Here is a 22856-nt window from a genome sequence, read left to right on the forward strand (position 1 = left end):
TCACCCGGAGCTAGCCGGCGCTGCGCGTCCGAGGGAGTTGAACGGTCCGGTGACGGCGAGTGTCTTGCCCTCGAGGAACATGTTCACGAACAACGTGTTTGCGTCCGGGGCGAAACAGATCCCCGACATTTCGCCGGGCCCTGCCGCGTTGTACGCGATGTCGTAGACGTAGCCCTCTTTGCTGAGCCCGCGGATGAAGTTTCCGTCGCTGCCGTCCTCGGCCATGAGTACGTCGCCCCAGGGGGCCACGGTGACGTTGTCCGGGCAGTCGAGCGCTTCGGGGCCGCGGGATTCGGCCAGACACGCGAGCTGATCCGAGCGGCCCGCACGCCCTATGGCCAGCTTGAAGATCTGGCCGCGGTCCTTGCGCCCTCCGAGGGTGGTCACGAAGTAGAGCGCGCCCTCGTGGAAAAAGGCGCCCTCGCCGCGGCGAAATCTTGTCGCGCCCCGGGCGTGGGCTTGTGTGCGCACGCTGTCTTCCTTCGGATCCGGCTCGTCCACGTCCACCCACTCGACCTCGAGCTGATCGTCGGGCGCCATCGACAGCGCCGCCTCCAGGCCAGGGCGGCCCTTCACCGCCAAGGCCTGCAGCTTGCCGACGAACGGGGCGGTCGGGTTCGTCGGCACGAAGCGGTACAGACAGCCGTCGTTGCGATCTTCAGTCATGTACGCAATGGCGGTCTCGGGATCCAGTCCCACGGCTTCGTGCGCGAAGCGACCGTAACCGACGATGCGCTCGGGCGGCTGGACCTTGTCCGCGTTGGTTCGGCACAAAAAGACGTAGCCGTGGCGGTCGTCGGTGATTTCTTCGCACGCGAGCCACCCCCACGGGCTCCGGCCCCCCGCGCAGGTCTTCAAGGTCCCGGTGAGCACCAAGTTGCTCGAGACGCGCTCGAGCGTGTGGGCGTCGAGCACGAGGCGCGTGACGCCACCGTAGCAGTCCTTGTCGTAAGCCTCGGGCGGCGCCGAGCCCGTGCCGTAGGCGCCGAACCCGAGATAGTGCGTGACCTCGTGATTGCGCATGAGCACCAGTTTGTCGCCCTCGACACTGAAACAGCCCATGCCGTCGGGCAGGTTCGGGACTCGATAACCGTCACTCATTGCGCTGCCGGCCTGGTCCAGAAGGCGATAGGTGAAACCTTGCGGCAGATCGATCAGCTTCGCCGGGTCGCGGATCAAACCGCCGGTGTGCGGGCGGCGCGACTTGAAGAGCAAGGGCAGCGCTGCGACCGAGACGGCCGCGCCACCGAGCACGAGCAGCTTGCGACGGGTCAACTGCATGCGCTTCAGCTCGGCAGAGGTTTGTCGCGCAAGTGCCAGGCGATCCTGAGGGCCATGCTCATGATCGAGAGCTGAGGATTCACGCCGAGGCTGGTCGGCACGACGCTGCCGTCGGCCACGTAGAGCTCCGACAGATCCCAGGCTTGTCCGTTGGGGTCGACCACCGAGCCGTGCGGTGAGATCCCCATGCGGCAGGTGCCGAGCGGGTGTTGTGACGCGCTCTCGAGAGAGCGCGCTGGGACGTGCTCGAGATCGAGGTGTTTCATCCGGTCTCGGTCGACGCCGCCGAGGCCGAGCACGGGCAGGAACACCTCCTCTGCGCCGCCGGCAAAAAAGACCTCCGCCATGCGCCGCATCAACACCGGGATCGCCGCGCGGTCCTGGGGCGCCATCCGATAGGTCATGAGCGGGAGGCCGAAGAGCTTGCTGATCCGCCCACCGCCCTCGTCGTGGATCATGCCGCCGAAGATCGCGAGGTTCGGGATGCTGCCGGCGCTCTTCTCGTGCAACACACCGACCCCCGGCAGGGTGCCGGCGAGCGCTCCGGGCGGAATGAAGAGCCCAGTCAGGGTGATGCGCTCGTGTTCGAAAGCATCGGAGTACGCGCTCTGCAGCGCTCCCTCCCAGCCGCGGACCGGATCCTTGAAGCGAGCCATGACCCGAAACGCGGGATGCACAGTCAAGTTTCGTCCCACCTGGCCCGAGCCGCGACCGATGCCGCTGTTCATCAACAAGAGCGGGGAGGCGTAGGCGCCGGCCGCGACCACCACGCGGCGCGCGCGCACCGAGAGCTGACCGCGGGCCTTGCGCCCCGGGCCTCCGAGCAGGCGCCCGACGACCCCGCGGGCGCGCCCGCTTCGGCTGACGACGCGCTCGACGCGGCAGTCGCTGAGCAGCTGTGCGCCCGCCGCAAAGGCACGCGGCAGGTAGGTGACGTCCACGCTCAGCTTGGCGCCGTGGGGGCAGCCGAAATTGCAGCGACCGCAGCCGTTGCAGCCCTTGGTGTTGCGGCGGATGGGCGCCCAGGGATGGCCAAGGGCGTCCAGGCCATTCAGGAAATGGGTGGTCGAGCGCGAGCGCATGTCGGCCGGCACTTCTTCGACGTGGATGCGCTGCTCGACCTCGCGAAACACCGGCTCCATCTTCTCTTCGGTGAGGTCAACGAGCCCGTGCTCAGTGGACCACTCGCGCAGCACCCGTCCGGGGATGCGAAAACACACGCCGCCGGTCAGCACCGAAGAACCGCCGACACACTGCCCCATCATCACGTTGATGACCGGCGTATCGCCGAGACCGATGGCGAAGGTCAGGCCGCCGTCGCGCCACATGTGGCGCATGTTCTGGCTGGGCCGCATGCGTGAATAACGCTCCGGCGGCACGTGGGCTCCCTCCTCCAAGATCACGACGCGCTGGCCAGCCTCGGCGAGCTCGGCCGCAACGACCGCGCCGCCCGCGCCGGAGCCGACGATGACGACGTCGGCGTCCAGCGCGAGATCACCCTCGACGTTTCTGCCTTCGACGATCGAATCGCGGGTCATGATTCGACTCGTAGGTGAACGCGGTCCGCGTCGAGCATGCAGCTGCTGTCGAAGCCCACACCGCGCGCGGCGTCGGGGTGTTCATAATACAGCACACAGAGCATGGCTTTCACCGCGAGCACCGGTGCGCCGAAGGTGTCTTCGAGTCGCTGAAGCGCATGCGCGCGCTCCGGCACCGACATGCGTCGGAGGGAGGTGAAGCGGAACACCAGGAGCGGCGCGAGCATCCAGACCGCGAACAACGCCAGCCCAACGACCAGCCGGGTGCGCCAGCCCGAGCGAGCCAGGAAATCTTCGGTCTCGGACGCGAGCCAGTCCAGGCGCGCGGCCGGCGGCGGACCTTCGCGGGTCGAGAACAGCGCTTCGGCGATGATCCGCGCCCGAATCACGAGCCGGGGCGAGACGATCGGCGCGCCGCTGGGCTTGCGCAGCGGAACCACGAGCGCCGGGTCCGAGTGCGGCCCTTCGGGCGAGGGCTCGGCTTCGCGACGGGCTCGGGTCACGCGGGCGAGCCTGCCCGCTCCGGCGAGCGCAGACAAGCGTCGATCCGGCGGGCTCACCGCCATCCGGAGACCGGGAAACCGGCCGAACCGCGCACGTCCGTCCGGAGCCCGGCGGCGATTTTCCAGCCTTGCCGATCGCGATCCAATCGTGAGAAGACTGCCCGACCCGATCGCGGGGGCGCCCCATTCACGCCGGCCCCCTTGCGGCGCCGGGCTTTCGGCGCAACGCATCGGTCCCCCAACAAGGAGCAATAAAGATGGAATTCGAGATCGCCCCGCTTCCCTACGCCAAGGACGCGCTCGAGCCGGTCATGAAACAGGAGACCCTCGAGTTTCACTACGACAAACACCACAAGGGGTACATGACGAACCTCAAGGGGTTGCTCGAGGGTAAGCCCGAGGCGCAAAAGTCCCTGATCGAGGTGATCAAGACCAGCTCCGGCGGTGTCTTCAACAACGCCGCGCAGGTCTACAACCACACCTTCTTCTGGGAGGGCATGAAACCAAAAGGCGGCGGCGCCCCGACCGGAGCCGTGCTCGAGCTCTTGACGCGCGACTTCGGTGGCTTGGATCAGTTCCGGGAGGCGTTCGTGAAGGGTGGCCTCGGTCGCTTCGGCTCGGGATACGTCTGGCTCGTGCTGGACGAGGGCAAGGCGAAGATCTTGGACACGCCGAACGCCGAGACGCCACTGACCACCAGTGCGACGCCGCTGCTCACCGCCGACGTATGGGAGCACGCTTACTACCTGGATCACCGCAACAACCGTAAGGGTTTCCTCGAAGCCTTCTGCGACAAGTTGGTGAACTGGGAGTTCGTCGCCAAGAACCTGGCGGCGGCCAAGTAGCCATCGCTCGGGCCCGAGCGGTCCTGGAGTACCCTGGTGACCGAGTGGTACTTCGCCTTCGGGGCCAACGTGAATCCGGAGACGCTTCGGCGTCGGGGGGTCGAGGCGCGGGAGAGCTCTCCCGCGCGGCTCGACGGTTTCCGCCTGGTGTTCGACACGCCGGGGATCCCGGGGCTCGAGCCAGCCTTTGCCAGCTTGGTCGAGGCGGACGAGCACGTCTGGGGGGTGCTGTATCAGCTCGATGCAGGAGCCCTCGCGCGCTTGCGCTCGTTCGAGGGGGAGGCCTACTCGGAGATCGAGGTCGAGGTCTGCGCGGGTGACACGCGGATCGCTGCCCGGACCTTCGTCACCGCCGGAGCGCGCCGCCCGCGGCGGCCGTCACGCCGGTACGTCCGGGTCATCGCCGCGGGGGCGAGGCTGCACGGTCTCCCCGCCGCCTGGATCAAGAAACTCGAGACCCACCCGCAGCTCTACCTGCCCGTGGTGCACGAGCTCTGGGGGGTCGTATTCGTGTTGCTGGACCGCGTCCGGCGTGTGCTGGTGCCGCCCGCCAAACCGCGGGGATAGAAGAGGGGCGAGGGATTTACAGGAAGGCGACGTTGACGGTGGGTGACCTTGACCTTGACGTGGACGGCGACGGCGACGTGGACATGGACCCCGCACGTTGACGCTCAGAGCATCTTGGTCAACATGGCGACGACCTGTCGCTTCAAAGGAATTCGGCGACTAGCTAGATCGGGCCGCCGCTCTTGCAGAGTGCGAGGATCTCGATGTTCGCCGCGTCGTCGCCTTGCACCTTGTTGCAGGCGTCGGGGCACAGCACCAGGCGGTCGGCCACGCCGCCGTCGGCGCCGCCGTCCGTGCCCAGCTGGATGTAGAACGCGCCCGGTTTGCAGGCGCTCGCGTCCGCGACCTGCGTGAACTTCTCGGTCGACCCCCCCTTCGAGGGTGTGTACTCGATCTGCACGGTCTTCGGGTCGAGCTCCTTGCCAGCCGGCGGCGCCGGCATGGGGAAATCACACTGGATCTTGGCGCCTTTGATCACACCCTCGGCGATCTTCTTGAACACCACGTCGAAGCCGAGGCCCTCGCAGACCGGGTAACGCAGGCCACCGGTGAGGATGCTCAGGGCCTGGCTGCCGGTGCCTGCGTTGACCGCCGTCGAGCACTTCGAAGCGTACGGCACGATCGGGTCCGTCGGCTGGTACTCGCCGGTGGTGCTAGCGGAGTTCTTCACCACGCCGGTCAGGCTGTGCCAGACGTAGTTGCGGTTCTGGGGCGTGCCGAACTGCACCGGATCGATGCCCAGGATGTCGGCGTCGAAGCCCTGCGCCGCCAGCGGCGCCAGCGTCGAGTAGGTGCTCGACGAGCCGTCGGTGTAACACTTGGCGCCGTTGGTCGAACACGACGAGTAATACGTGCTGGTCGGCGGCCACGTGCAGTTCATCGCGTCGTCGGTGACGAGCACGAAGGTCTTGAGTGCCTCCTTGCGTAGCCACTCTGACCAGCCGCCCGGCGCCAGGTTGTAGCGATCGGGCTCCTTGTACCAGTTGAGCATCTTGCACCAGGCGTCCGTGCTCTCCACGTCGTCGTGGTCGTAGTGGTAGAAGACCGGGGGGTTGTTGGCCGGCGCGGTGTTCTGCTGCACACTGGTGCACGGGGCGCCGCCCAGGGGCGGACCAATGCAAATCGAAGACTCGTAGCTGGTGGGTTGGTTGTAGGAGCCGTGTTCGCCGATCATGATCACGCGGTAGTCGATGCCGCTGGACGCGATGATCTGGGCAAAGTTCGTGTTGATGTTGTCCTGGATGCCCTTCATCTCCTCGGCCATCGAGCACGAGTTGTCGACGACGAAGATGACGTCCACCGGTGCTTTGGTGACCGTCGCTTTGTAGGTCTGCAGGTCACACGCCGCGTCGGCGTTGATCTTGCCGTCGTTGAGGCTGCCGTCCAGATTGATGCCGCCGCCGGTTCCGCCGCCGTCGGCTCCACCCGTGCCGGCCGCGCCGCCCACGCCGCCGCCCACGCCGCCGCCGGCGCCTCCGCTCGCACCGACCCCGCCGACTGCGCCGCCGCCGCCACCGTTGTCGCTGGCACTACACGAGGTCGAAAAGGCTGCGCCGATCAACAATCCCGCGGCGCCGTGGCCCATGTAACGAAGCGTTCGGTTCATGTGTAGTTTCTCCGTGTTCGCACTCAGCAAAATCAGTTCGGGCCGCCGCTCTTGCAGAGCGCGACGATCTCGATGTTGGCTTGGTTGTCGCCTTGGACCTTGGTGCAGGTATCCGCGCATAACACCAGCGAGCCGCCGCCAGCGTCTCCGCCTGCGTCTCCGCCGGGGATGATGTAGAACGCGCCCGGTTTGCAGGCGGTGGCGTCAGCGACCTGACTGAATTTCTCGGAAGAGCCGCCCGCCGACGGCGTGTACTCGATCTGAATTGTCTTCGGATCGAGCTCCTTGCCCGCTGGCGGATCCGGCATCGGGAAGTCACACTGGATCTTGGCGCCCTTGATCACGCCCTCGGCGATCTTCTTGAACAGCACGTCGAAGCCCAAGCCTTCACACACCGGGTAGCGCAGGCCGCCGGTCAGGATGCTGAGCGCCTGGTAGCCCGTGCCGGCCTGGACTGCGGTGCTGCACTCGGTCAGCGTGATGGGATCGGTGGGTTCGTAGAGCCCCGTGGTGTTGTTGGGGTTCTTGGCGATGCCAACGACGCTGTGCCAGACGTAGTTGCGCGCCTGGGCCGTGCCGAACTGCACCGGATCGAGCGCCAGCAGTTCCTTGTCGAACTGCTGCGCGGCGCTCTGCCCGGTGGACGCCGAGTTGCCGTCGCTGTAACAGAGCGGGGAGCCGGGGCTCGAGCACGAGGGGTAATACGTGCTCGAGCTGGTCGGCAGCGTGCAGTTGGCCTGGTCGTCCGTGACCTCGACGAAGGTTTTGAACGCTTCCTTGCGCAGCCACTCGGTCCAGCCGTTCGGCGCCAGGTTGTAGCGATCGGGCTTGTTGTACCAATCCATCATCTTGCACCACGAGTCCCAGCTCTCCACGTCGTCGTGATCGTACTGGTAGAAGACGGGCGGATTGTTGCCGGGCGCGGTGTTGGCGGTGACGCCGGTGCAGGGTTTGCCGCCAAGGGGCGGCCCGATGCAGAGGGACTGATCCCCGACCGCAGGTCCGTGCTCGCCGATCACGATGACTCGGAAGTCGATGCCACTCTGGGCGATGATCTGGGCGAAGTTGGTGTTGATGTTGTTCTGGACCCCGACCATCTCGTTGGACATCGAGCACGAGTTGTCGACGACGAAGATGATGTCCATCGGCTGTTTGGTGACCGTCGCCTGGTACTTCTGCAGATCACAGGCCGCGTCCGGATCGATCTTCCCGTCGTTGAGGCCGCCGTCGAGGTTGAGTCCACCGCCGGTGCCGCCGCCGTCCGTCGCGGCTCCGCCGCCGGTGCCCGCGGCGCCGCCAGCGCCAGTACCACCGGTCGCGCCAGTCCCATTGGTGCCACCTACGCCCGCGCCGCCTCCCGGCCCGCTGCCAGAATCACTCGCGCTGCAAGCGCTGGCGAGAGCGGCCCCAAGGATCAGCCCTGCGCTGGCGTATCCCGCGTAACGAAGCGGCGACTTCATCGAGTGAATCCTTCTGGTAAGCGAAGTGGTGGGCGAACCACTCCGCTCCCGCAGGGCGGATTGGGGTCGCTCAGCCGCGCAAGAATAGCACAGCCGCCCTGGGGCGACCCCGGCTCAGCTGCCCTGGGGCGACCCCGGCTCAGCTGCCGCTGGCTTCGGCGCGGATCGGAAGGATAGGCGCCCAGACCAGGCGTCCTAGCATCGAGTCGTCGACCACGATGCCGCGGTCGCTGAAATACAGCGCGTTTTCTGTGGCGTCTTCCCGCTGCTCGGCGACGAAGATGATGCCCTGTCCACTCTCGTTGTAGCCGAGCTGGACGATGGCGTTCTCGAGCCAGCGGCCGCCGCCGTCGAGCTCCACCGCTTCCGGCAGGGTGTAGTACCCCTCCGACGGCAGCGCCTTGAGGGTCTTGGCCCAGCTCGGCGAGCGCAGCGGAGTGGTGGGGTCACCCCAGAACCAGCGGTTGTTGCGGTTCTGGCCCGGGCGCACCACGAATTTCACGCCGCCGTTCTGCGGCTGTCCGAGGTAAACGAGGACACCCGCGGGGAACGCGTCTTCGTGGCCGGGGAAGGGCTGGGTCGTTCGGTAAAGTCCGGGATCGGGGAGGTCGAGCATGGGAGGGCCGCGAATCTAACCCATTGTCGCCGATGCACAAGATCCTCCGCGACCCTTCGCCACTCCGGCGTGGTGGTGGCAGACTGCCGGCGTGAGACTCGCATCGTTTTCCACGCTCCTCGTCGCAGTCTTGTTGGGTTGTACGCCGCGTGCCGCTGGCCCGAGCGCGGGCGGCGCCGGCGAGCCGCTCTCCCGTCCGGTCGGCCCGGTCGGGCTCGAAGAAGGGCGAAGCTACGTGCTCCAGCTGGTCAATCGGGACCGAGCCGAGGCTGGCCTCGAACCCGTGGGCCGCGACGAGACCGCGGAGCGCGCCGGGCAGCGCCACGTCGAGGACATGGTCAAAAACGGGTTCACCGCCCACTGGGGCAGTGACGGGTCCGTGCCCGAGCAGCGTTACACCGAGTCCGGCGGGGTTCATTTTGCGCAGGAGAACGCCGCTTGTTTCTTCGACGGACAGATCCGAGAGCTCGACCCGAGCCCGACGTTCACCGCCGATCAGCTCGAGCAGATAGAGAGTGCCTTCATCCACGAGCAGCCGCCGAACGACGGGCATCGCAAGAACATCCTGAAGAAGTGGCACAACAAGCTGGGTGTTGGCCTGGGCAAACCCGTGGGTGTCGACCAACCCTGCATGGCCCAGGAGTTCGTGGACGAGTACGGGGAGTACGATGGTCTGCCGGAGCGCGCGAAGCTCGGCCAGAAGATCACCATCGCCGGCGAGGTGAAGGCGCCCGCGGAGTTCGGGGGTGTGGGCCTGGGTCGCATCGACTCCGCGGCCCCGCTCAGCGCGGCGCACCTGAACGGCACGAGCTCGTACGCGGTCCCGAACCCGAAGGACCTGTATTTCCCGGCCGGCTTCCAGACTCCGAAACCGGTCAAGCTGGACGGCAAGCGCTTCAGCATCGATCTGGACTTGAAACAGGCCGGCGGTGCGGGTCGCTACGAGGTCAGCGTGTGGGGCCGGTATCCGGGCGACAAACCCTTCGTGATGATCAGCCTGCGCACGATCGACGTGCGCTGACGGGACGGGTCCGCCGCCCGCGCCCGCCCGCGCAGAGCAGGAAGCGGCGGTTTCAATCCCTGCTCCGAGGAGCTACCGTGTGCGGTCTCTTTGCATGCCGCGTCGCATTGGACAAGTCGTGTCGGACCGCTACGTGCTCGCCGAGCTGATCGGTAAGGGCGGGCACTCCGTGGTCTACCGCGCCCTCGATCGCCAGGGCGGGCCGAACGTGGCCGTGAAGGTCTTGCAGGACGAGTTTGCCGCCAGCGAGGAGTACTCCGTGCGCATCGTGCGCGAGCACCGGGTGATGACCCTGCTCGCGGGCACCGCGGCGGTGCCGGTGCGCGGGTTGGCTACGAGCCCCGATGGCGCGGTGTGCCTGGTGATGGAGCTGCTCGTGGGCAAGGACCTGGACGACCTCTTGAGCGAAATGGCGACCGAAGGTCGGCGCATGGGTGCGACCCAGCTGGCAGAGCTCCTCGGGCCCATCGTCGACACCCTGGAGCGCGCGCACGCGATCGGCGTCATTCATCGCGACATCAAGCCCGGCAACATCTACGTGCTCGACACCGCTCCAACGCAGAAGGTCCGCCTGATCGACTTCGGCTTGGCCAAGATCGCCCGCGCGCGCTCCATCACTCGGGATGGCATGGTCATGGGCTCACCCAGCTACATCGCGCCGGAGGTCTGGAAAGGGGATGCGAGCATCCTCGACGCACGCATGGACATCTACTCGTTCGGCGCCATCGTCTACCGGGCGCTCGCCGGGCGCGTGCCCTTCGATTCACCCCACATTCGTGACAAAGTGAAGCTCATCACGACCGCGCCGCGACCGAAGCTTCACCCGCTCCGAGAAGATCTCCCCGAAGGCATCGACGCCTGGGTCGAACAGGTGCTGGCCATCGATCCGGATCAGCGCTTCAGAAGGATCCGTGCCGCGTGGAACGCACTGCTCGCGACGCTGGATTTTGCGGTCCAGAGCGACGACGATGGAGGCTCGGCGTTGTCGGGCTGAACCCCCAAGAAAGAAAGGTGTGAGGGTGGCGAAGAAGAAGGTCTCGAAGAAGTTGCCGCGAACCAAGACTCAGCGCGCGCCCAAGGCCAGGGCGGTCGCGCGGGCCAAACGCCCGGCCCCGGCCACAAAAAAGCCCGGGCCCGCGCCCGGAAAGACAGCTACGAAGAAGGCTCCGCTCTCGGCGCTGGACCCGCTCGTCGGCAAGCGCGCACCGAAGCTCGCCCTGATGGACCACGGCGGCGCGTTGGTCTCGTCCGACTCGCTGCGGGGCAAGCCCTACGTGCTCTACTTCTATCCGAAGGACGACACCCGGTTGCACCCGTGAGGCGTGTGAGTTCCGCGACGCCGCGCCGGACTTTCGCCGCGCCGGCGTGCGAGTGCTGGGTGTGAGCCCAGATCTCGCCCCGAGCCACGTCCGCTTCCGGGAGAAGTACTCACTGCCGTTTCCGCTGCTCTCGGACGCGGACAAAACCCTCGCGCGGGCCTACTCGGTCTGGGTGAAAAAGAAGAACTACGGGCGGGAGTACCTCGGCATCTTGCGCAGTACCTTCCTGGTCGATGCGGAGGGAGTCGTGCGGCGTGCGTGGCGGGGGGTCAAGGTCGATGGGCACGCCGAGAAGGTGATGACCGCGGTGCGCGAGCTCCGCTCCGCCGGATGAGCTCCGCGCCGCGGGTGAGTGTGCTCGTGCCGGTGTACGACGCCGCCGCGACGCTCCGGCCCGCCCTCGAGAGCATTCGTCGCCAGACGTTCTCGGATTTCGAGTGTGTCGTGGTCGACGACGGTTCGAGGGACCAGAGCGCAGAGATCGTGGCCAGTTTTGCGCGGGACGATCGACGTTTTGTGCTCCTCCGTCAGGAACACACCGGTATCGTTGGAGCGCTGAGGCTCGGGCTCGCAGCCTGCAGCGGTCGTTACGTCGCCCGCATGGACGCCGACGACCTCTCCCATCGGAGCCGACTCGAGACTCAGGTGCGGTTTCTGGAGAGCCGCCCGGAGCTGGCTGCGGTCGGCGCACACGTCTGGCTCTTTCCGCGTTTCTCCCTCAGCGAAGGGCTGCTGGCCTACGAGCACTGGCTGTGTTCGCTGAGTGACGCAGAGAGTGTGGCTCGCGACGCCTTCATCGAGTCGCCGATCGTTCACCCGACTCTGTGCATTCGCCGGCCGGTGCTCGAGGCGCACGGCTATCGTGAGCAGGGCTGGCCGCAGGACTACGACCTGGTGCTTCGCCTCTTGGCGGCCGGCGAAGCGCTCGCGGTCGTGCCGGCGCGGCTGCTGGGCTGGCGTGACGGTCCCGCGCGCCTGACCCGCACCGCCGAGTACACACGACAGGCGCGCATCGTCGCCTGCAAGGCGCACTTTCTCGCGAGCGGATTCTTGGCGGGCTCCGAGCTCTATACACTCTGGGGATACGGCGACACCGGGCGCGCGCTGGCTCAGGCGCTCGAAGCGGAAGGCAAGCGCGTTCAGGCCATCGTCGAGCTGCACCCGCGGCGTGTGGGGCAGCAGATCCGCGGTGCGCCGGTGTTTTTCCCGAAGGACCTCCCGAGTGCGTTCTGCAACCGCGTCATCGCGTGCGTGGCGGGCGCAGCGCCCCGCGCCGAGGCTCGCGCGCGGGCCCAGGCCTTGGGTCTGGTGGAAGGTCGGGACTTCGTGGTCGCGGCGTGACGCCTCAGGGGCCGGCCGGCCACGTCACCGACGGCAGCGGAAAGCCCGGACGCGCGAACAGGTACCCCTGGGCCAACGTCACGCCAGAGTCCGCGAGGGCTCGCTGCTCTCCGGTCGTTTCAACGCCTTCGGCCACGATGTCGGCGCCGAGCTCGGCGCACAGTTTCACCAATCGAGTGACCAGCTGGCGTTGCCGCCGATGTGCGTCGAGATCCGCGATCAGCGCTCGGTCGAGCTTCACGATGGTGGGCTCGAGATCGACGATGCGCTTCAGGTTCGAGTAGGCGGCGCCGAGGTCGTCGATGGCGAGTCGAACTCCGCCGCGCGCGCGCACTTCGTCGAGCACACCCCGGCACAGATCGAAGTGGGTCATCGGCACCGACTCGCTGAGCTCGATGCAAATCTCGTCGTCGTGGCCGAAGATCGGATCGTCCGGTCGCACGAGCCAGCCCTCGTGCAGCTCGTGCGGATGTACGTTCACGAACAACGGCCTGCCCGAGCCGAGGGGCACGGCGATCTCGCGCACCAGTCGACCGAGGCGACCCGCGCAGCCGGTATCGACGGCGTGCTGGAAGAGCACGGTGGGGTCCGAATACTCGGCGACGCTGCAGCGGACGAGCGCCTCGTAGGCGTGGATCTCGTTGCGGTCCAGCCGCACGATGGGCTGGAAGACCACGCTGAGCTGGTCTGCTCGCACCATACGACGCAGGCAAGACAGCGAGTCTTGCGGCAGATCCCAGCTGTCGTCCGCGGGGGCGTTGGGCGAGTCGGAGAGGCGATTGGAAGGCGGAGGGCGGTTGCTCTGCACCGAAAACCCCAGTCGCTCGGGCGTATCACCCGGCCTGACGCTCGGCAAGGAAGGGGACCCGGGGTGGGGAACTCGTGCGGCGTTCGGCTGTCTGGGGTATGCGATGCCCGTGATGCGCCTGCTTCGAGCCTCAATCCCCGCGCTCCTCTGGGTATCGGTCACGGGCTGTGACGGGGCCAAACAAATCAGCAAGTCCAAGGCTGCCGAGCACGTCGCCGCGCTGGCCGAGACCACGGCCACGGACGTGCAAGAGATCCGTACCGGACTTCCGGAGGGGGCGAAACAACTGGGCAAGCTGTTCGAGGGCGCGACGCCGCCCAAAGACGATCTGCCCGCCGTGCGCGAGGCGCTCGATCGGGCGCGCAACAAGGTTCAGGACCTGCGGGTCGCGAAGAGCACGTTCTTCGCGGTGCTCGACGCTCAGGGCTTGGTGCTCCGCAACGATCAAGATCAGGACTTGATGGCGGGCAAGAACGCGTTCGAGAGCTTTCCAGTCCTGAAGGCGGCGCTCGATGGCAAATACGTGGAGGGCCGCGGTGCGATGGAAGCGGCCGCTCGGGTCAAGGACGTCGACGGCCAATGGGTTGCGGCAGCGCCCATCCGCGCAGGCGACGCGGTCAAGGGTGTGTACGCGACGGGCTGGTCTTGGTCCGCGTACGCGTATCGGCTCGAGAACTCGCTGCGCGGGAACGTGAAGAGTGGTTTGTCCGGCAATCAGAAGGAGCCGTTGCTGTACGTCTACGTCGTGGTCGAGGGCCGGGCGTACGGTGCGCCGGTCTCCCCGACGGTGAACGGCGAGGCGATCTTGGCGGCCAAACCGCTGACGAATGCCCAGGGTGACGCGGTCTACTCCACTCTCATCGAGATCACCGGCCGGGATTTCGGTCTCGGGGTCAAGCGCGCTCCGGCCCTCGGGAGCGAGGTTGCCTTGGCCGTGCTCCGCTCCGAGACCTGAGCTACGACAAACCGCCGCGTCGGCGCGCGAGCCAGTGGCTGCCGAGCAGGCCCGCGGCGAACAACGTCCAGACCCAGGGCGGCAAGAGCGGCGTCACGTGGCGCTCCGCCGCGATGCGCGTTGCTGCGGGGAGCGGCAGCTCTTCCACGCGATCGGCCCGCACCGAGCGGCCTCCGGTGACCGCGCTGATGCGCTCGAGACGTGGCGCGTCCGGTCGCGAATCGGCGAAGGCCTCGCCGCCCTTTTCACACGCAAAGTCGAGGCGCGCGGGCGGCGACTGCCCGACCTTCACTCGCGCCACGTAGCCGCCCGGCTCGAGTTTGCCGAGCGGCACGTCGACCGGCCCGGGGGGGGGATTCGGGAGCTTCTTTTTCAGTGCAGGCGCGCCGCCCTTGCCGAGGCGCTCCACACTGACCTCCACATCGCCCGTTGCACTCGGCAGCCGAGTGAGGCGCAGCGTGGTGTCCTCCCCACTGATGCACTGCCCGACGATCTCGGCGCGCGCCACCTCGAAGCGAGGGTCGCGCATCAACCAGCCCAGCAGCCCGTCCCATAGCGCACCAAAGGCACGCCCCGAGACCGTAGCGGCCAGCTCGCTCCATGCCAGTCGATGACTCCCGTCCACACCCAATGCGATGCTGCGGCCATCGCCGGCTTCGCCCAGCGCGAGCACCGGCATCGGCGCGCCCGCGGTCTTTCGGGTCGGGTGTTCCATCAACACCAGCGAGTTGCCGTGGGGTTTGCCCAGCGTATTCGAGCCGGTCATCGTGGGCAGATCCTCGCCCAAGAGCTGAAACAACCCGGACAAGACCGGCGCTGCGCGGCCCGCTTCGGTGTAACGCGGCGCGAACTCCGCGGCGTCCGCCGGCTCGGTCTTCTCGCTGATCTCCACCGGCAGGACCCGCTCGAGATCCGTGCCGGCGTAGTTGCCGCCGGCGAACGAAGACGGTCCGCCCACCATGATCAACCCGCCGCCACTCTCGACGTAGCGCGCGAGCGCGGGCAGGTGTCGGTCCAGTTTGTACACCACCGCATCGATGTCCTGCAGCACGATGGCGTCGAAGCTCGGCAGGTGCTCGGTGAAGAGCTCCTCGACGGGGAACGGGATCAGTGCCAGCTCCGAATCGTCGTCCGTCATGGTGTCGTCGGTCGTGCCCCGCAGAATGAAGAACGCCACGAGGTCGACGGACTCGTCGCTCTTCAGCCACTGCCGGAGAGTGCGCACGTCGTAGGTGGGACGACCTGCGACGTGCAACAGGCGCACGCGTTCGCGCGCCACACTGAACGTGATGAAGCGGCGATCGTTCTCCGGCACCTGGTCGCCGTCCGGCGCGTCGAGGCTGATCTCCACCACGCGGGCTCCCGCACGCTCGAGCGTGATGCGCAGCTCCAGCGTCGCGCTGCCCTCGTCCAGCTTGGCCGTGCCGCTGGCGAGCACGGCGGGCTCGACTCCCTGTCGCAGCTCCCGCACGGCCACCGGGATGTCCCCGCAGGTCAGCCCGCCCGAACACCCGACCTCGATGGTCAGGCTCAACGGCTGATGGGCGACCGCCGCACCCGCCACGCGGATCGCGCGGATGCTCGCGTCTTTGGGTCCGGTCTCCGCCAGCCGGACGCTGTGGACCGGCACGCCGATCGCGCCGACCGCGCGCTTCATTGCGTCGTCGTCGCTGCCGGGCGCGGGTCGGCTCAAGCGGCCGTCGCTGACCACGACCACGGCACGGGGGCGCTCGCCGGGTGACTCCGCGAGTGAGCCGAGGGCGCTCGCCAGATCACTCTCGGTGGTTCGCCGCGCCCCGGTGCCGTCGTCCAAGATGGGCTCCGGTGCTCCCTCGCCAAACCCCAGGAAGGTGAGTCGGGCGTCGCCGAAACGCTCCCGCACCTTGGCCAGGCTCGCCCTCGCGTGCTCGGAGCGCGGGCGGCCGTCTTCTGCGGGGAGCTCCAGGCGGCGGGATTGATCCACGAGCACGACGACTCGCGGACCCACCAGGCTACCGCGCTCGCTCACTCGCACCGGGCGGAGCACGGCGGCACCGAGCGCGAGGGTCGCGGCGATCCCCGTGGCCACGATCACCGAGCCCAGGCGCTCGCGACGAGAGAGCTCGAACAGGAGCAGCCCGACCGAGAACAGAATGATCAACAGCGTCAGCGCGCGCAGGGTCGGCGAGAGGTCGTCGCTGAACGCCCACGAGAGCGTGTTCATGGGCGACGGAGCGCGCGGCGGCGCATGAGCCAGGGGGCGTGCACCTGGTCGTCCTTGTAGTCCGAGCACAGCACGTACATGGCGATGTTCACCGCCAGTCGCACGGCCTGCTCGCGTTGTTGCACGCCGCCCGGTTCGACCTGCAGCGCCCAACCGCCGGCACGCGACCGCGAAAGGGCGCCGAGCAGATCGTGGTTGGAGAAGATGACCTGCGCGTAACGCCCCCGCACGATTGCTTCGAGCTCGGCGGGACCGCGCACACGCCCGAGGGGGCGATCGACGATGTAATAACTCTTGAAGACGACGTGAGAGGCGTCGAGCTTGATCGGCGCAGACTCCGGCAGCGCACGACGAAGCTCGCGGCGCGCGCTCTTACCGAACGCTCCGCTGGTCGGGTCGAGGTCGTCCACCACCAGCACCCCGCCCATCTTGACGAAGCGGGTCAGGCCGCGGAGCTCCGGACCCGAGAGGGCGGCGACCGCGGTCTGGCCCGCCCAGATCGCGAAGGGTTCGGCGAAGAAGGTCGGCTGATCGAAAGCAACGGTCGTGCTCGAGAGCCGTGCCGGAGCGCTGGTCCGACGCACGAGCTCGTAGCCCCAGCGGGCTGGCGCGGTCGCGCGTTCGGCGCCCAGCGACGCGCCGCCGCTCGTGACGACGCGCGGGTGGAACGAGCCAGCGTCGCCGAAGGCGCCCGCGGCCGTGGGCGCCGAGGCCGCGAGGGCCGCGAACGACTGCATTGCGTGGCGGCGCGTCAGTTTCACGCGGCGACTCCCTGAGGTGGCGAAGGCTGAAACATCGCCGGACTAATCGAAGTCTTCGACGCGCCAGAAGCCGGCTTCGCGCTTGAGCTTCACCACGTGCCCGCCAGGGAGCTGCACCTCGGCGCGGTCGCCGGAGATCTTCACATCGAGCGTCTCCGGTTGTTCGAGGCCCTCGACGAGCGACCTCATGTCATTCTCAATGGCGCTCTGCGACTCGCTCGAGAGCACTCGCATGACACCTGCATAACTGCGACGCGCCAGCGCCTGCCGGAGTCCCGCGAGCGCCTGGGCGGGTGTGCGTGCACCAAGGGGCAACGCCCCGGCGCTGCTCACTCGAAAGTTGCCGTCCTCTACCTCGAGCGCAGACTGTTCGCCGTCCGCAAAACGCACGGTCGCCTGCATCTCCACCTTTGACCCGGCCGACGCCACGGAGCGTGCGGTGCGCGAGAGCTCCGCCTGTGATTCCTTGACCAGGTTCTTCACGCCCGTGCGGCCGTGGGCGCGCTGGGCGTCGCGGGTCAACATGGCGTAGATGGCGTCCGCATCACCCTGCTCGACGTGGGCCGCGTACTCGGCGGCGGCCAGCTTCGGATCGGGGAGGCCCTGCCCGCCGCAGCCGGTGCCGACACCTAGGGCCGGCAGGGCGAGCGCCAAGATCGCGGGGATGCGGGCGGAATGGGGCGACATCCAGGGACGAGAGCTAGCGAATCACGCGCCGGTTGGCTACCTTTTGCTCCGATGCAAGACCCGAAGCGTTCCAATGGTTCGGCAAAGCCCTGGGCGGGCAAGCTGGCGGCCCCCCTGTTTGCCCTCGCGTTCGCGCTGGGTTGCGGTGGCGGCCCGGCCAAGTCCGCCAACCCCACGCGCGCCCTGGATGAGCGCCGAGCGGTACAGGTCATCGCGCAGGCGTTCCACGACGAGCACGACGCGCCGGTGCCCGGGCGCCCGGTCCAGATCGCGGAGGGCAAGCTGCTCGAGGTCGACGTGATGAGTGACGGCCGTAAATACGGGGTCGCGTACATTGCGCCGAACGAGCGGCAGGCTCTCGGCGCGGCGTTACCCAAGAAGGCGCCGGAGATGGGTGACGCGCTGCAGCTCGTTCACGGCATCGGATCGGACTCCGACACGCGCGTGTTGATCCTGCAGGACACCGACTATCGCTACGACGATCAAGTGGGCACCGCGCACGAGGAGACCACGATCACCGCCGAACGCCGCTTGGCCCGAGACGTCCGCGACTTCCTGGTGCGGGCGCACTCGGAGCGCTGGCCCTGATGGGCAATCCGCGCTCGCTGCTCGGCATCGGTGTCACCACCGTGCTCGTCGGCATCGCCATCGCGGCCACGGGTGACCCGCTCTCGGGCGGGGTCGTCACGGTGACGAGCCTCGTGCTCCTGATCTACGCGCTGCACCGCCTGGGCCGCAGCGGGCCGGACGCGCCGCTGGACGCATAGGGCGCGAGCTCAGTCGTAGTACTCGTGGCCGATGTGGGTGAGGGGGCCCTCGTTCATCATCCAGCGCAGGGTGTTCTTCAGCTTCATGGCTTGAATGAACAGATCGTGCTCGGGGTAGAGCGTCGGGGCCGTCATCGGGCTCTTCCAGTAGAAGCTCAGCCACTCCTGTACTCCGTGGAACCCGGCGCGCTTCGCCAGATCCATGAACAGCGCCAGGTCGAGCACGATCGGCGCCGCCAGGATCGAGTCGCGGCACAGGAAGTCCACCTTGATCTGCATCGGGTAGCCGAGCCACCCGAAGATGTCGAGGTTGTCCCAGCCCTCCTTCGAGTCGCCGCGCGGCGGGTAGTAGTTGATGCGCACGACGTGGTGCACCTCGCCGTACAGGTTGGGGTAGACCTCCGGTTGCAAGATCGAGTCGAGCACGCCGAGCTTGCTGACCTCCTTGGTCTTGAAGTTCTCCGGATCGTCCAGCACCTCGCCGTCGCGATTGCCCAGGATGTTGGTGGAAAACCAGCCGTTCAGCCCGAGCATGCGCGCCTTGAGCCCCGGCGCGAGGATGGTCTTCATCAGCGTCTGACCGGTCTTGAAGTCCTTGCCGGCCAGCGGGGTTCCGGTCTCCTTGGCCAGCTCGTGTGCGGCCGGGAAGTCGACCGTGAGGTTCGGCGCGCCGTTGGCGAACGGGATGCCCTCCTTCAGACAGGCCCAGGCATACATCTGCGAGTTCGAGATCGACTTGTCGCTCTCGGTGAGCCCTTTTTCAAACGCGGCGATGGACTGGTGCACGGCCGTCTGTTCGATGAAGATTTCGGTCGATCCGCACCACACCGTGACTGCACGACTACAGCCACTGTGCTGCATGAACTCGCGTATGTCGCTACGCAGCGCCTCGACCATCTCGGCCTTGTTGCGTCCCGTCTTCACGTGGGTACCCGACAGACGCTTGACGTATTCCGGGTAGAACACGCCGCTCATCGGCCGGATGTTCGACAGCTCGTCCTTGATCGGATCCAGGTGGCGTTGTTCGAGCACCGCCGCGTGAGTCGCCGACTCGTAGGCGTTGTCCGGAAAGATGTCCCAGCCGGCAAACACCAGCTGATCGAGCGTGGCCAGCGGGACGAACTCGCTGATCTTCGGCACCCGGTTGTCGGTGCGTTTGCCGAGGCGAATGGTCCCGAGCTGCGTGAGCGAGCCCACCGGCGCGCCGAGCCCCTTCCTCGCCAGCAGGCAGCCGGCGATGAAGGTCGTGGCAACGGCTCCCATCCCCGGTAGGAGCACGGCGAGCTTACCTTCGGGGCTTGCGATCTTCTGCGGCTGCTTCATGGCGAGCGTGACTAGCAAGGCGTGTGCCCGTATGCAATCTTGCCGGCTCGATGCAGAACACTCACACGGCGGTGGTGTTGGTCGCAGGCATTGGTACCCGTCTGCGACCGCTCACCGACGACCGCCCCAAGGCACTGGTCGACATCGGTAACGAGACGATCTTGGGCCGCGCCCTCAGATTGCTCGGAGATCACGGGGTGACGCACGTGGTGCTGGCTACGGGCTATCGTGAGGAGGCGGTCCGGAGCGCGCTCACCGGCTCACGACTCCAGGTCAGCTTCTGTCGGAACGAACGCTTCGATAGCACGCAGAACTCGCTCTCCCTCGCGCTGTGTGCCGACGCCGTCGCCGGGCGTGCGTTCTTCAAGCTCGACGGCGATGTGGTGTTTCGCCCGGAGGTTCTCCAGCGTTTGGACGCTTCGGATGCGGAGCTTGCCGTCGCCGTCGACCGCACCCGGCGCACCGACGCCGAGGCCATGAAGTTCTGCCTGGGTGCCGGCGCTGAAATTACTCAGTTCGGTAAGGCGCTCTCGCTCGATGCGGCCGCGGGGGAGAGCATTGGTATCGAGCGCGTCGGTGCCTCTGCTTCGGCGCGCCTGTTTGCGGAGCTCGCCAAGCCCGAATACGCCGATCTCTACTATGAGGACGTCTACTCTCGGCTGATCGCGGCGGGGCGCATGCGCGCTGACGCGGTCGACGTGGGCGACTTGCCCTGGACCGAGGTCGACGATCCACGCGACCTCGAGCGCGCGCGGCAGCTGTTCGCGTGAGCTGTAACGCGATGTGATCACCGCGAGACTGTCCGAGTCGAGCCGGTGCTTCCGTCCGTTCGCCCGTGCCGGGTGGCAGGGCCCCGAAGTCACGGGTGTCGTCTGAGCGCTGCACTGACGACCGAGAACGGCCGCACTGCTGCGCCCCCTTCGCGCCATCACATTGATTCGCAGTCACGCAGAGTTGGGGACGGAATTGAAGGCCGCGTGTGCGTCCAGCGCGTAAGCCTCGACGCACCGCGGCGCCTGGCACCCCGCTTGCTCAATGTCCAGCTGACCGAGCGGACCGCCCGGAAGACGAACCGAACCCAGACGTAAATCGGCGGAGTCAAAGCGGCTTGCCGGACGCGTGACTGCCAACGAGCCCCATGGGCCCGCGGGCCGAGAGCGTGGACGGAGTGTTGCGAAATCACCACAGTGTGCTCCTGGAACGACAACCGGCATCTCCGTAACTCATGAGAACAGAAAAGGATTTGCCCGATTTGCGCGGTGCGTGCTACTCCCCGCCCGCTGAATTACTTATCCGCGCTCTCGAGCGCGGGGTGACCGAGTCCGAAAGCGAGACGAGCGAATGACCGAACGACGAGTTACCCGAGCCGTGGTTCTTGCAGCGGGCACGGGCTCACGCCTGGGTGAGGGGGGTGATTCGACGCCGAAGCCGCTGCGCCCCGCCGCATCGGTCCCGCTCTTGGTTCGGGTGCTGCGTAGCCTGGAGGTTGCCGGGATCCGGGAGGCCGTCGTGGTCGTCGGGCATCAAGCCGATGCGATCCGCCGCGCCCTCGTCGCGGAGCCGAGCCTCGGCCTCGAGCTGACCTTCGTGAACAACGAGCGCTACCTGGCGAAGAACGGCGTGTCGCTGCTCGCCGCGGCGGATCTGGTCGACCGGGAGTGTTTGCTCACGATGTCCGATCATCTGTACTCGCCCGAGCTCGTGCGGCGCCTGCTCGCTGCCGAGCTCCCGGCCGGAGCCTGCGCCCTCGGCGTGGACTACGACATCGAGCGCTGTTTCGACCTGGACGATGCCACCAAGGTCGGCGTAAAGGCCGGCAAGATCGCCGACATCAGCAAGGAGCTCGAGCGCTACGACGCCATCGATACTGGCGTGTTTCGCATTGGCCCTGCGCTGATCGAGGAGCTCGCGCGGCTCGACGACCAGCACGGTGACTGCTCGCTCTCCGACGGCGTCCGGGCGCTGGCGGCCCGCGGGGCCTTCCACGCGGTGGACGTGGGCGACGTGCGTTGGATCGACGTGGACACACCCGCGGCCCTCGAGCGCGCCGAGGCCATGCTGCGAGTATTCGGCGATCACCTGGGCGACGAGCCCGGCGCCGGCGCGCCGCAGGTGATCGACGCGGACGGAATGGAGCTGTTTTCACCCACCTGGGTGCGCGCGGCGAAACCGTACAACGAGGACCACTTCGCCGTAGCCGAGAAGACCGGCGTGGCGCGCATGATGAGCAACGAGAGCGCGGTGGCGCCGAGCCCGAGGGTCATCGAAGCCATCGTGCAGGCCGCGACCCGAGGGCACCTCTACCCGAGCGGCGGCGCCGAGCTCCGGGCGAAGCTCGGCTCCCGCGAGAAGCTGGGGGGCGACAACGTCCTGCTCGGCGCGGGCTCGACCGAGATCATCGACGTCATCATCCGCACCTTCGTGGCGGCGGGCGAAGAAGTGCTGTTGAGCGTGCCCACGTTCAGCATGTACGAAGCGCGCACGCGTGTGTGCGGCGGCATCCCGGTGCTCGTGACCATGACCGAGGACCACCAGCACGACATGCTGGGGCTGCTGCGGGCGGTCACCGAGCGCACCAAGGTCATCTTCCTCTGCACGCCGAACAACCCGACCGGCAACCGCATCCCCGAGGTGGACATGCGGCGACTGCTGCGGCTCGGCCTGCCGACCGTGATCGACGAGGCGTACTACGAGCTCGGCGACGGGCCGAGCCTGTCGCACCTGATCTCGGAGTACCCCAACGCCATCGTCATTCGCACGTTCTCCAAGGCCTTTGGTCTGGCGGGGCTGCGTGTCGGTTACGCCCTCGGGCACGCCAGTGTGATCAAGCTCCTGGCGCGGGTGAAGGTGCCCTGGAACCTGCCGGCGGTCTCGATTGCCGCGGCCAGCGCGGCCCTGGACGACGTCGCGGAGTTCGAATCGCGGGTAGCGGAGCTGAAGACCGCTCGCGAGGAGCTCGGCCGATCACTGTCGCGCATTCCCGGCGTCGTCGCGATCCCGAGCGAAGGCAACTTCATCTTGGTCGACATCTCGCACACGCGAGTGGGCGCGGACGGCATGGTCGCGGCGCTGCTCGGCGAAGGGGTGTTGATTCGCTCACTGGGCTCACACCACGCCGAGCGCAGCTACGTGCGGGTCACCGTGGGCACGCGCGAGCAGAACGCGCGTTGTGTTGCAGCTTTCGAGCGCGTGGTTGGTCGGCGTGTACCCCGGGATGCGGGAGTGCCGGCCTTCATTGGTGGTGATGCGGAGTAG

The 22856-nt window shown here is 67.3% G+C and carries 21 protein-coding genes and 1 pseudogene; 11 read left to right on the forward strand and 11 right to left on the reverse strand.

The window, feature by feature from the left end; genetic code table 11:
- The 3 genes from IPI67_16305 to IPI67_16315 are packed head-to-tail and all read right to left on the reverse strand — an operon-like array spanning position 1 to position 3322.
- Entirely contained in the window at positions 1–1290 is a 1290-nt protein-coding gene (locus IPI67_16305) for a DUF839 domain-containing protein (GenBank protein ID MBK7581757.1), read from the reverse strand.
- Positions 1287–2819 (reverse strand): GMC family oxidoreductase, encoded by a 1533-nt coding sequence (locus IPI67_16310; protein MBK7581758.1) that lies wholly within the window; start codon positions 2817–2819, stop codon positions 1287–1289. Before IPI67_16310 ends, IPI67_16305 begins: the two co-directional genes overlap by 4 nt.
- Entirely contained in the window at positions 2816–3322 is a 507-nt protein-coding gene (locus IPI67_16315; GenBank protein ID MBK7581759.1) for a hypothetical protein, read from the reverse strand. Before IPI67_16315 ends, IPI67_16310 begins: the two co-directional genes overlap by 4 nt.
- A 257-nt stretch (positions 3323–3579) precedes the next feature.
- Here IPI67_16315 and IPI67_16320 point away from each other — a divergent pair, with 257 nt between their 5' ends.
- Positions 3580–4167, forward strand: a complete 588-nt coding sequence (locus tag IPI67_16320) for a superoxide dismutase (protein MBK7581760.1) — start codon at positions 3580–3582, stop codon at positions 4165–4167.
- 36 nt (positions 4168–4203) lie between these two features.
- Complete coding sequence (locus IPI67_16325) at positions 4204–4734, forward strand: gamma-glutamylcyclotransferase (protein ID MBK7581761.1); 531 nt, start codon at positions 4204–4206, stop codon at positions 4732–4734.
- 163 nt (positions 4735–4897) lie between these two features.
- On the opposite strand, the gene IPI67_16330 is transcribed toward IPI67_16325, so the two are convergent.
- The 3 genes from IPI67_16330 to IPI67_16340 all read right to left on the reverse strand — a co-directional run bounded on the left by IPI67_16330 (position 4898) and on the right by IPI67_16340 (position 8416).
- Positions 4898–6340, reverse strand: coding sequence for a hypothetical protein (locus IPI67_16330; GenBank protein MBK7581762.1), 1443 nt, complete (start codon positions 6338–6340; stop codon positions 4898–4900).
- 32 nt (positions 6341–6372) lie between these two features.
- A complete protein-coding gene (locus tag IPI67_16335; GenBank protein MBK7581763.1) occupies positions 6373–7800 on the reverse strand; it encodes a hypothetical protein in 1428 nt (475 codons plus the stop codon).
- A 139-nt stretch (positions 7801–7939) separates the two neighbouring features.
- Entirely contained in the window at positions 7940–8416 is a 477-nt protein-coding gene (locus tag IPI67_16340) for a hypothetical protein (protein MBK7581764.1), read from the reverse strand.
- Positions 8417–8507: 91 nt separating this feature from the next.
- On the opposite strand from IPI67_16340, the gene IPI67_16345 reads away from it, so the two are divergent.
- The 4 genes and pseudogenes from IPI67_16345 to IPI67_16360 all read left to right on the forward strand — a co-directional run bounded on the left by IPI67_16345 (position 8508) and on the right by IPI67_16360 (position 12097).
- Positions 8508–9437, forward strand: a complete 930-nt coding sequence (locus tag IPI67_16345; GenBank protein MBK7581765.1) for a CAP domain-containing protein — start codon at positions 8508–8510, stop codon at positions 9435–9437.
- A gap of 118 nt (positions 9438–9555) precedes the next feature.
- The gene (locus IPI67_16350; GenBank protein MBK7581766.1) at positions 9556–10431 is read left to right on the forward strand and encodes a serine/threonine protein kinase; all 876 of its coding nucleotides are present in this window, start codon (positions 9556–9558) and stop codon (positions 10429–10431) included.
- 226 nt (positions 10432–10657) lie between these two features.
- A pseudogene (locus IPI67_16355) lies at positions 10658–11090 on the forward strand (peroxiredoxin).
- Positions 11087–12097: a glycosyltransferase family 2 protein gene (locus IPI67_16360; protein ID MBK7581767.1), complete on the forward strand. Its 1011-nt coding sequence runs from the start codon at positions 11087–11089 to the stop codon at positions 12095–12097. Before IPI67_16355 ends, IPI67_16360 begins: the two are co-directional and overlap by 4 nt.
- A gap of 4 nt (positions 12098–12101) precedes the next feature.
- Here IPI67_16360 and IPI67_16365 read toward each other — a convergent pair whose 3' ends face one another.
- Positions 12102–12905: an EAL domain-containing protein gene (locus tag IPI67_16365; GenBank protein MBK7581768.1), complete on the reverse strand. Its 804-nt coding sequence runs from the start codon at positions 12903–12905 to the stop codon at positions 12102–12104.
- A 112-nt stretch (positions 12906–13017) separates the two neighbouring features.
- Here IPI67_16365 and IPI67_16370 point away from each other — a divergent pair, with 112 nt between their 5' ends.
- A complete protein-coding gene (locus IPI67_16370) occupies positions 13018–13860 on the forward strand; it encodes a hypothetical protein (protein MBK7581769.1) in 843 nt (280 codons plus the stop codon).
- Position 13861: 1 nt separating this feature from the next.
- On the opposite strand, the gene IPI67_16375 is transcribed toward IPI67_16370, so the two are convergent.
- Genes IPI67_16375 through IPI67_16385 form a run of 3 tightly spaced genes read right to left on the reverse strand, consistent with a single transcriptional unit; the run spans position 13862 to position 17511 of the window.
- Positions 13862–16063: a hypothetical protein gene (locus IPI67_16375; GenBank protein ID MBK7581770.1), complete on the reverse strand. Its 2202-nt coding sequence runs from the start codon at positions 16061–16063 to the stop codon at positions 13862–13864.
- Positions 16060–16824, reverse strand: coding sequence for a DUF4159 domain-containing protein (locus tag IPI67_16380; protein ID MBK7581771.1), 765 nt, complete (start codon positions 16822–16824; stop codon positions 16060–16062). Before IPI67_16380 ends, IPI67_16375 begins: the two co-directional genes overlap by 4 nt.
- Before the next feature lie 42 nt (positions 16825–16866).
- Positions 16867–17511, reverse strand: coding sequence for a hypothetical protein (locus IPI67_16385; protein MBK7581772.1), 645 nt, complete (start codon positions 17509–17511; stop codon positions 16867–16869).
- A 51-nt stretch (positions 17512–17562) separates the two neighbouring features.
- Here IPI67_16385 and IPI67_16390 point away from each other — a divergent pair, with 51 nt between their 5' ends.
- The gene (locus IPI67_16390; protein MBK7581773.1) at positions 17563–18099 is read left to right on the forward strand and encodes a hypothetical protein; all 537 of its coding nucleotides are present in this window, start codon (positions 17563–17565) and stop codon (positions 18097–18099) included.
- Positions 18099–18278 carry a hypothetical protein gene (locus tag IPI67_16395; protein ID MBK7581774.1) on the forward strand — a complete coding sequence of 60 codons (180 nt, stop codon included), beginning with the start codon at positions 18099–18101 and terminating at the stop codon, positions 18276–18278. Before IPI67_16390 ends, IPI67_16395 begins: the two co-directional genes overlap by 1 nt.
- Before the next feature lie 9 nt (positions 18279–18287).
- On the opposite strand, the gene IPI67_16400 is transcribed toward IPI67_16395, so the two are convergent.
- Positions 18288–19601, reverse strand: coding sequence for an inositol-3-phosphate synthase (locus IPI67_16400; GenBank protein ID MBK7581775.1), 1314 nt, complete (start codon positions 19599–19601; stop codon positions 18288–18290).
- Positions 19602–19651: 50 nt separating this feature from the next.
- On the opposite strand from IPI67_16400, the gene IPI67_16405 reads away from it, so the two are divergent.
- Both IPI67_16405 and hisC read left to right on the forward strand, forming a co-directional pair.
- Complete coding sequence (locus IPI67_16405) at positions 19652–20371, forward strand: phosphocholine cytidylyltransferase family protein (protein MBK7581776.1); 720 nt, start codon at positions 19652–19654, stop codon at positions 20369–20371.
- A 571-nt stretch (positions 20372–20942) separates the two neighbouring features.
- On the forward strand, positions 20943–22856 hold the full coding sequence (gene hisC, locus IPI67_16410) for a histidinol-phosphate transaminase (protein ID MBK7581777.1): 1914 nt from the start codon (positions 20943–20945) through the stop codon (positions 22854–22856).

It is taken from the genome of Myxococcales bacterium, from assembly GCA_016706225.1.
Lineage (GTDB): Bacteria > Myxococcota_A > Polyangia > Polyangiales > Polyangiaceae > JADJKB01.

Coding starts and splice junctions, on each gene's coding strand:
- IPI67_16340 (MBK7581764.1), bottom strand. CDS start 8,416: ATGCTCGACCTCCCCGATCCCGGACTTTACCGAACGACCCAGCCCTTC.
- IPI67_16375 (MBK7581770.1), bottom strand. CDS start 16,063: ATGAACACGCTCTCGTGGGCGTTCAGCGACGACCTCTCGCCGACCCTG.
- IPI67_16370 (MBK7581769.1), top strand. CDS start 13,018: ATGCGCCTGCTTCGAGCCTCAATCCCCGCGCTCCTCTGGGTATCGGTC.
- IPI67_16400 (MBK7581775.1), bottom strand. CDS start 19,601: ATGAAGCAGCCGCAGAAGATCGCAAGCCCCGAAGGTAAGCTCGCCGTG.
- IPI67_16320 (MBK7581760.1), top strand. CDS start 3,580: ATGGAATTCGAGATCGCCCCGCTTCCCTACGCCAAGGACGCGCTCGAG.
- IPI67_16330 (MBK7581762.1), bottom strand. CDS start 6,340: ATGAACCGAACGCTTCGTTACATGGGCCACGGCGCCGCGGGATTGTTG.
- IPI67_16395 (MBK7581774.1), top strand. CDS start 18,099: ATGGGCAATCCGCGCTCGCTGCTCGGCATCGGTGTCACCACCGTGCTC.
- IPI67_16310 (MBK7581758.1), bottom strand. CDS start 2,819: ATGACCCGCGATTCGATCGTCGAAGGCAGAAACGTCGAGGGTGATCTC.
- IPI67_16390 (MBK7581773.1), top strand. CDS start 17,563: ATGCAAGACCCGAAGCGTTCCAATGGTTCGGCAAAGCCCTGGGCGGGC.
- IPI67_16335 (MBK7581763.1), bottom strand. CDS start 7,800: ATGAAGTCGCCGCTTCGTTACGCGGGATACGCCAGCGCAGGGCTGATC.
- IPI67_16360 (MBK7581767.1), top strand. CDS start 11,087: ATGAGCTCCGCGCCGCGGGTGAGTGTGCTCGTGCCGGTGTACGACGCC.
- IPI67_16405 (MBK7581776.1), top strand. CDS start 19,652: ATGCAGAACACTCACACGGCGGTGGTGTTGGTCGCAGGCATTGGTACC.
- IPI67_16385 (MBK7581772.1), bottom strand. CDS start 17,511: ATGTCGCCCCATTCCGCCCGCATCCCCGCGATCTTGGCGCTCGCCCTG.
- hisC (MBK7581777.1), top strand. CDS start 20,943: ATGACCGAACGACGAGTTACCCGAGCCGTGGTTCTTGCAGCGGGCACG.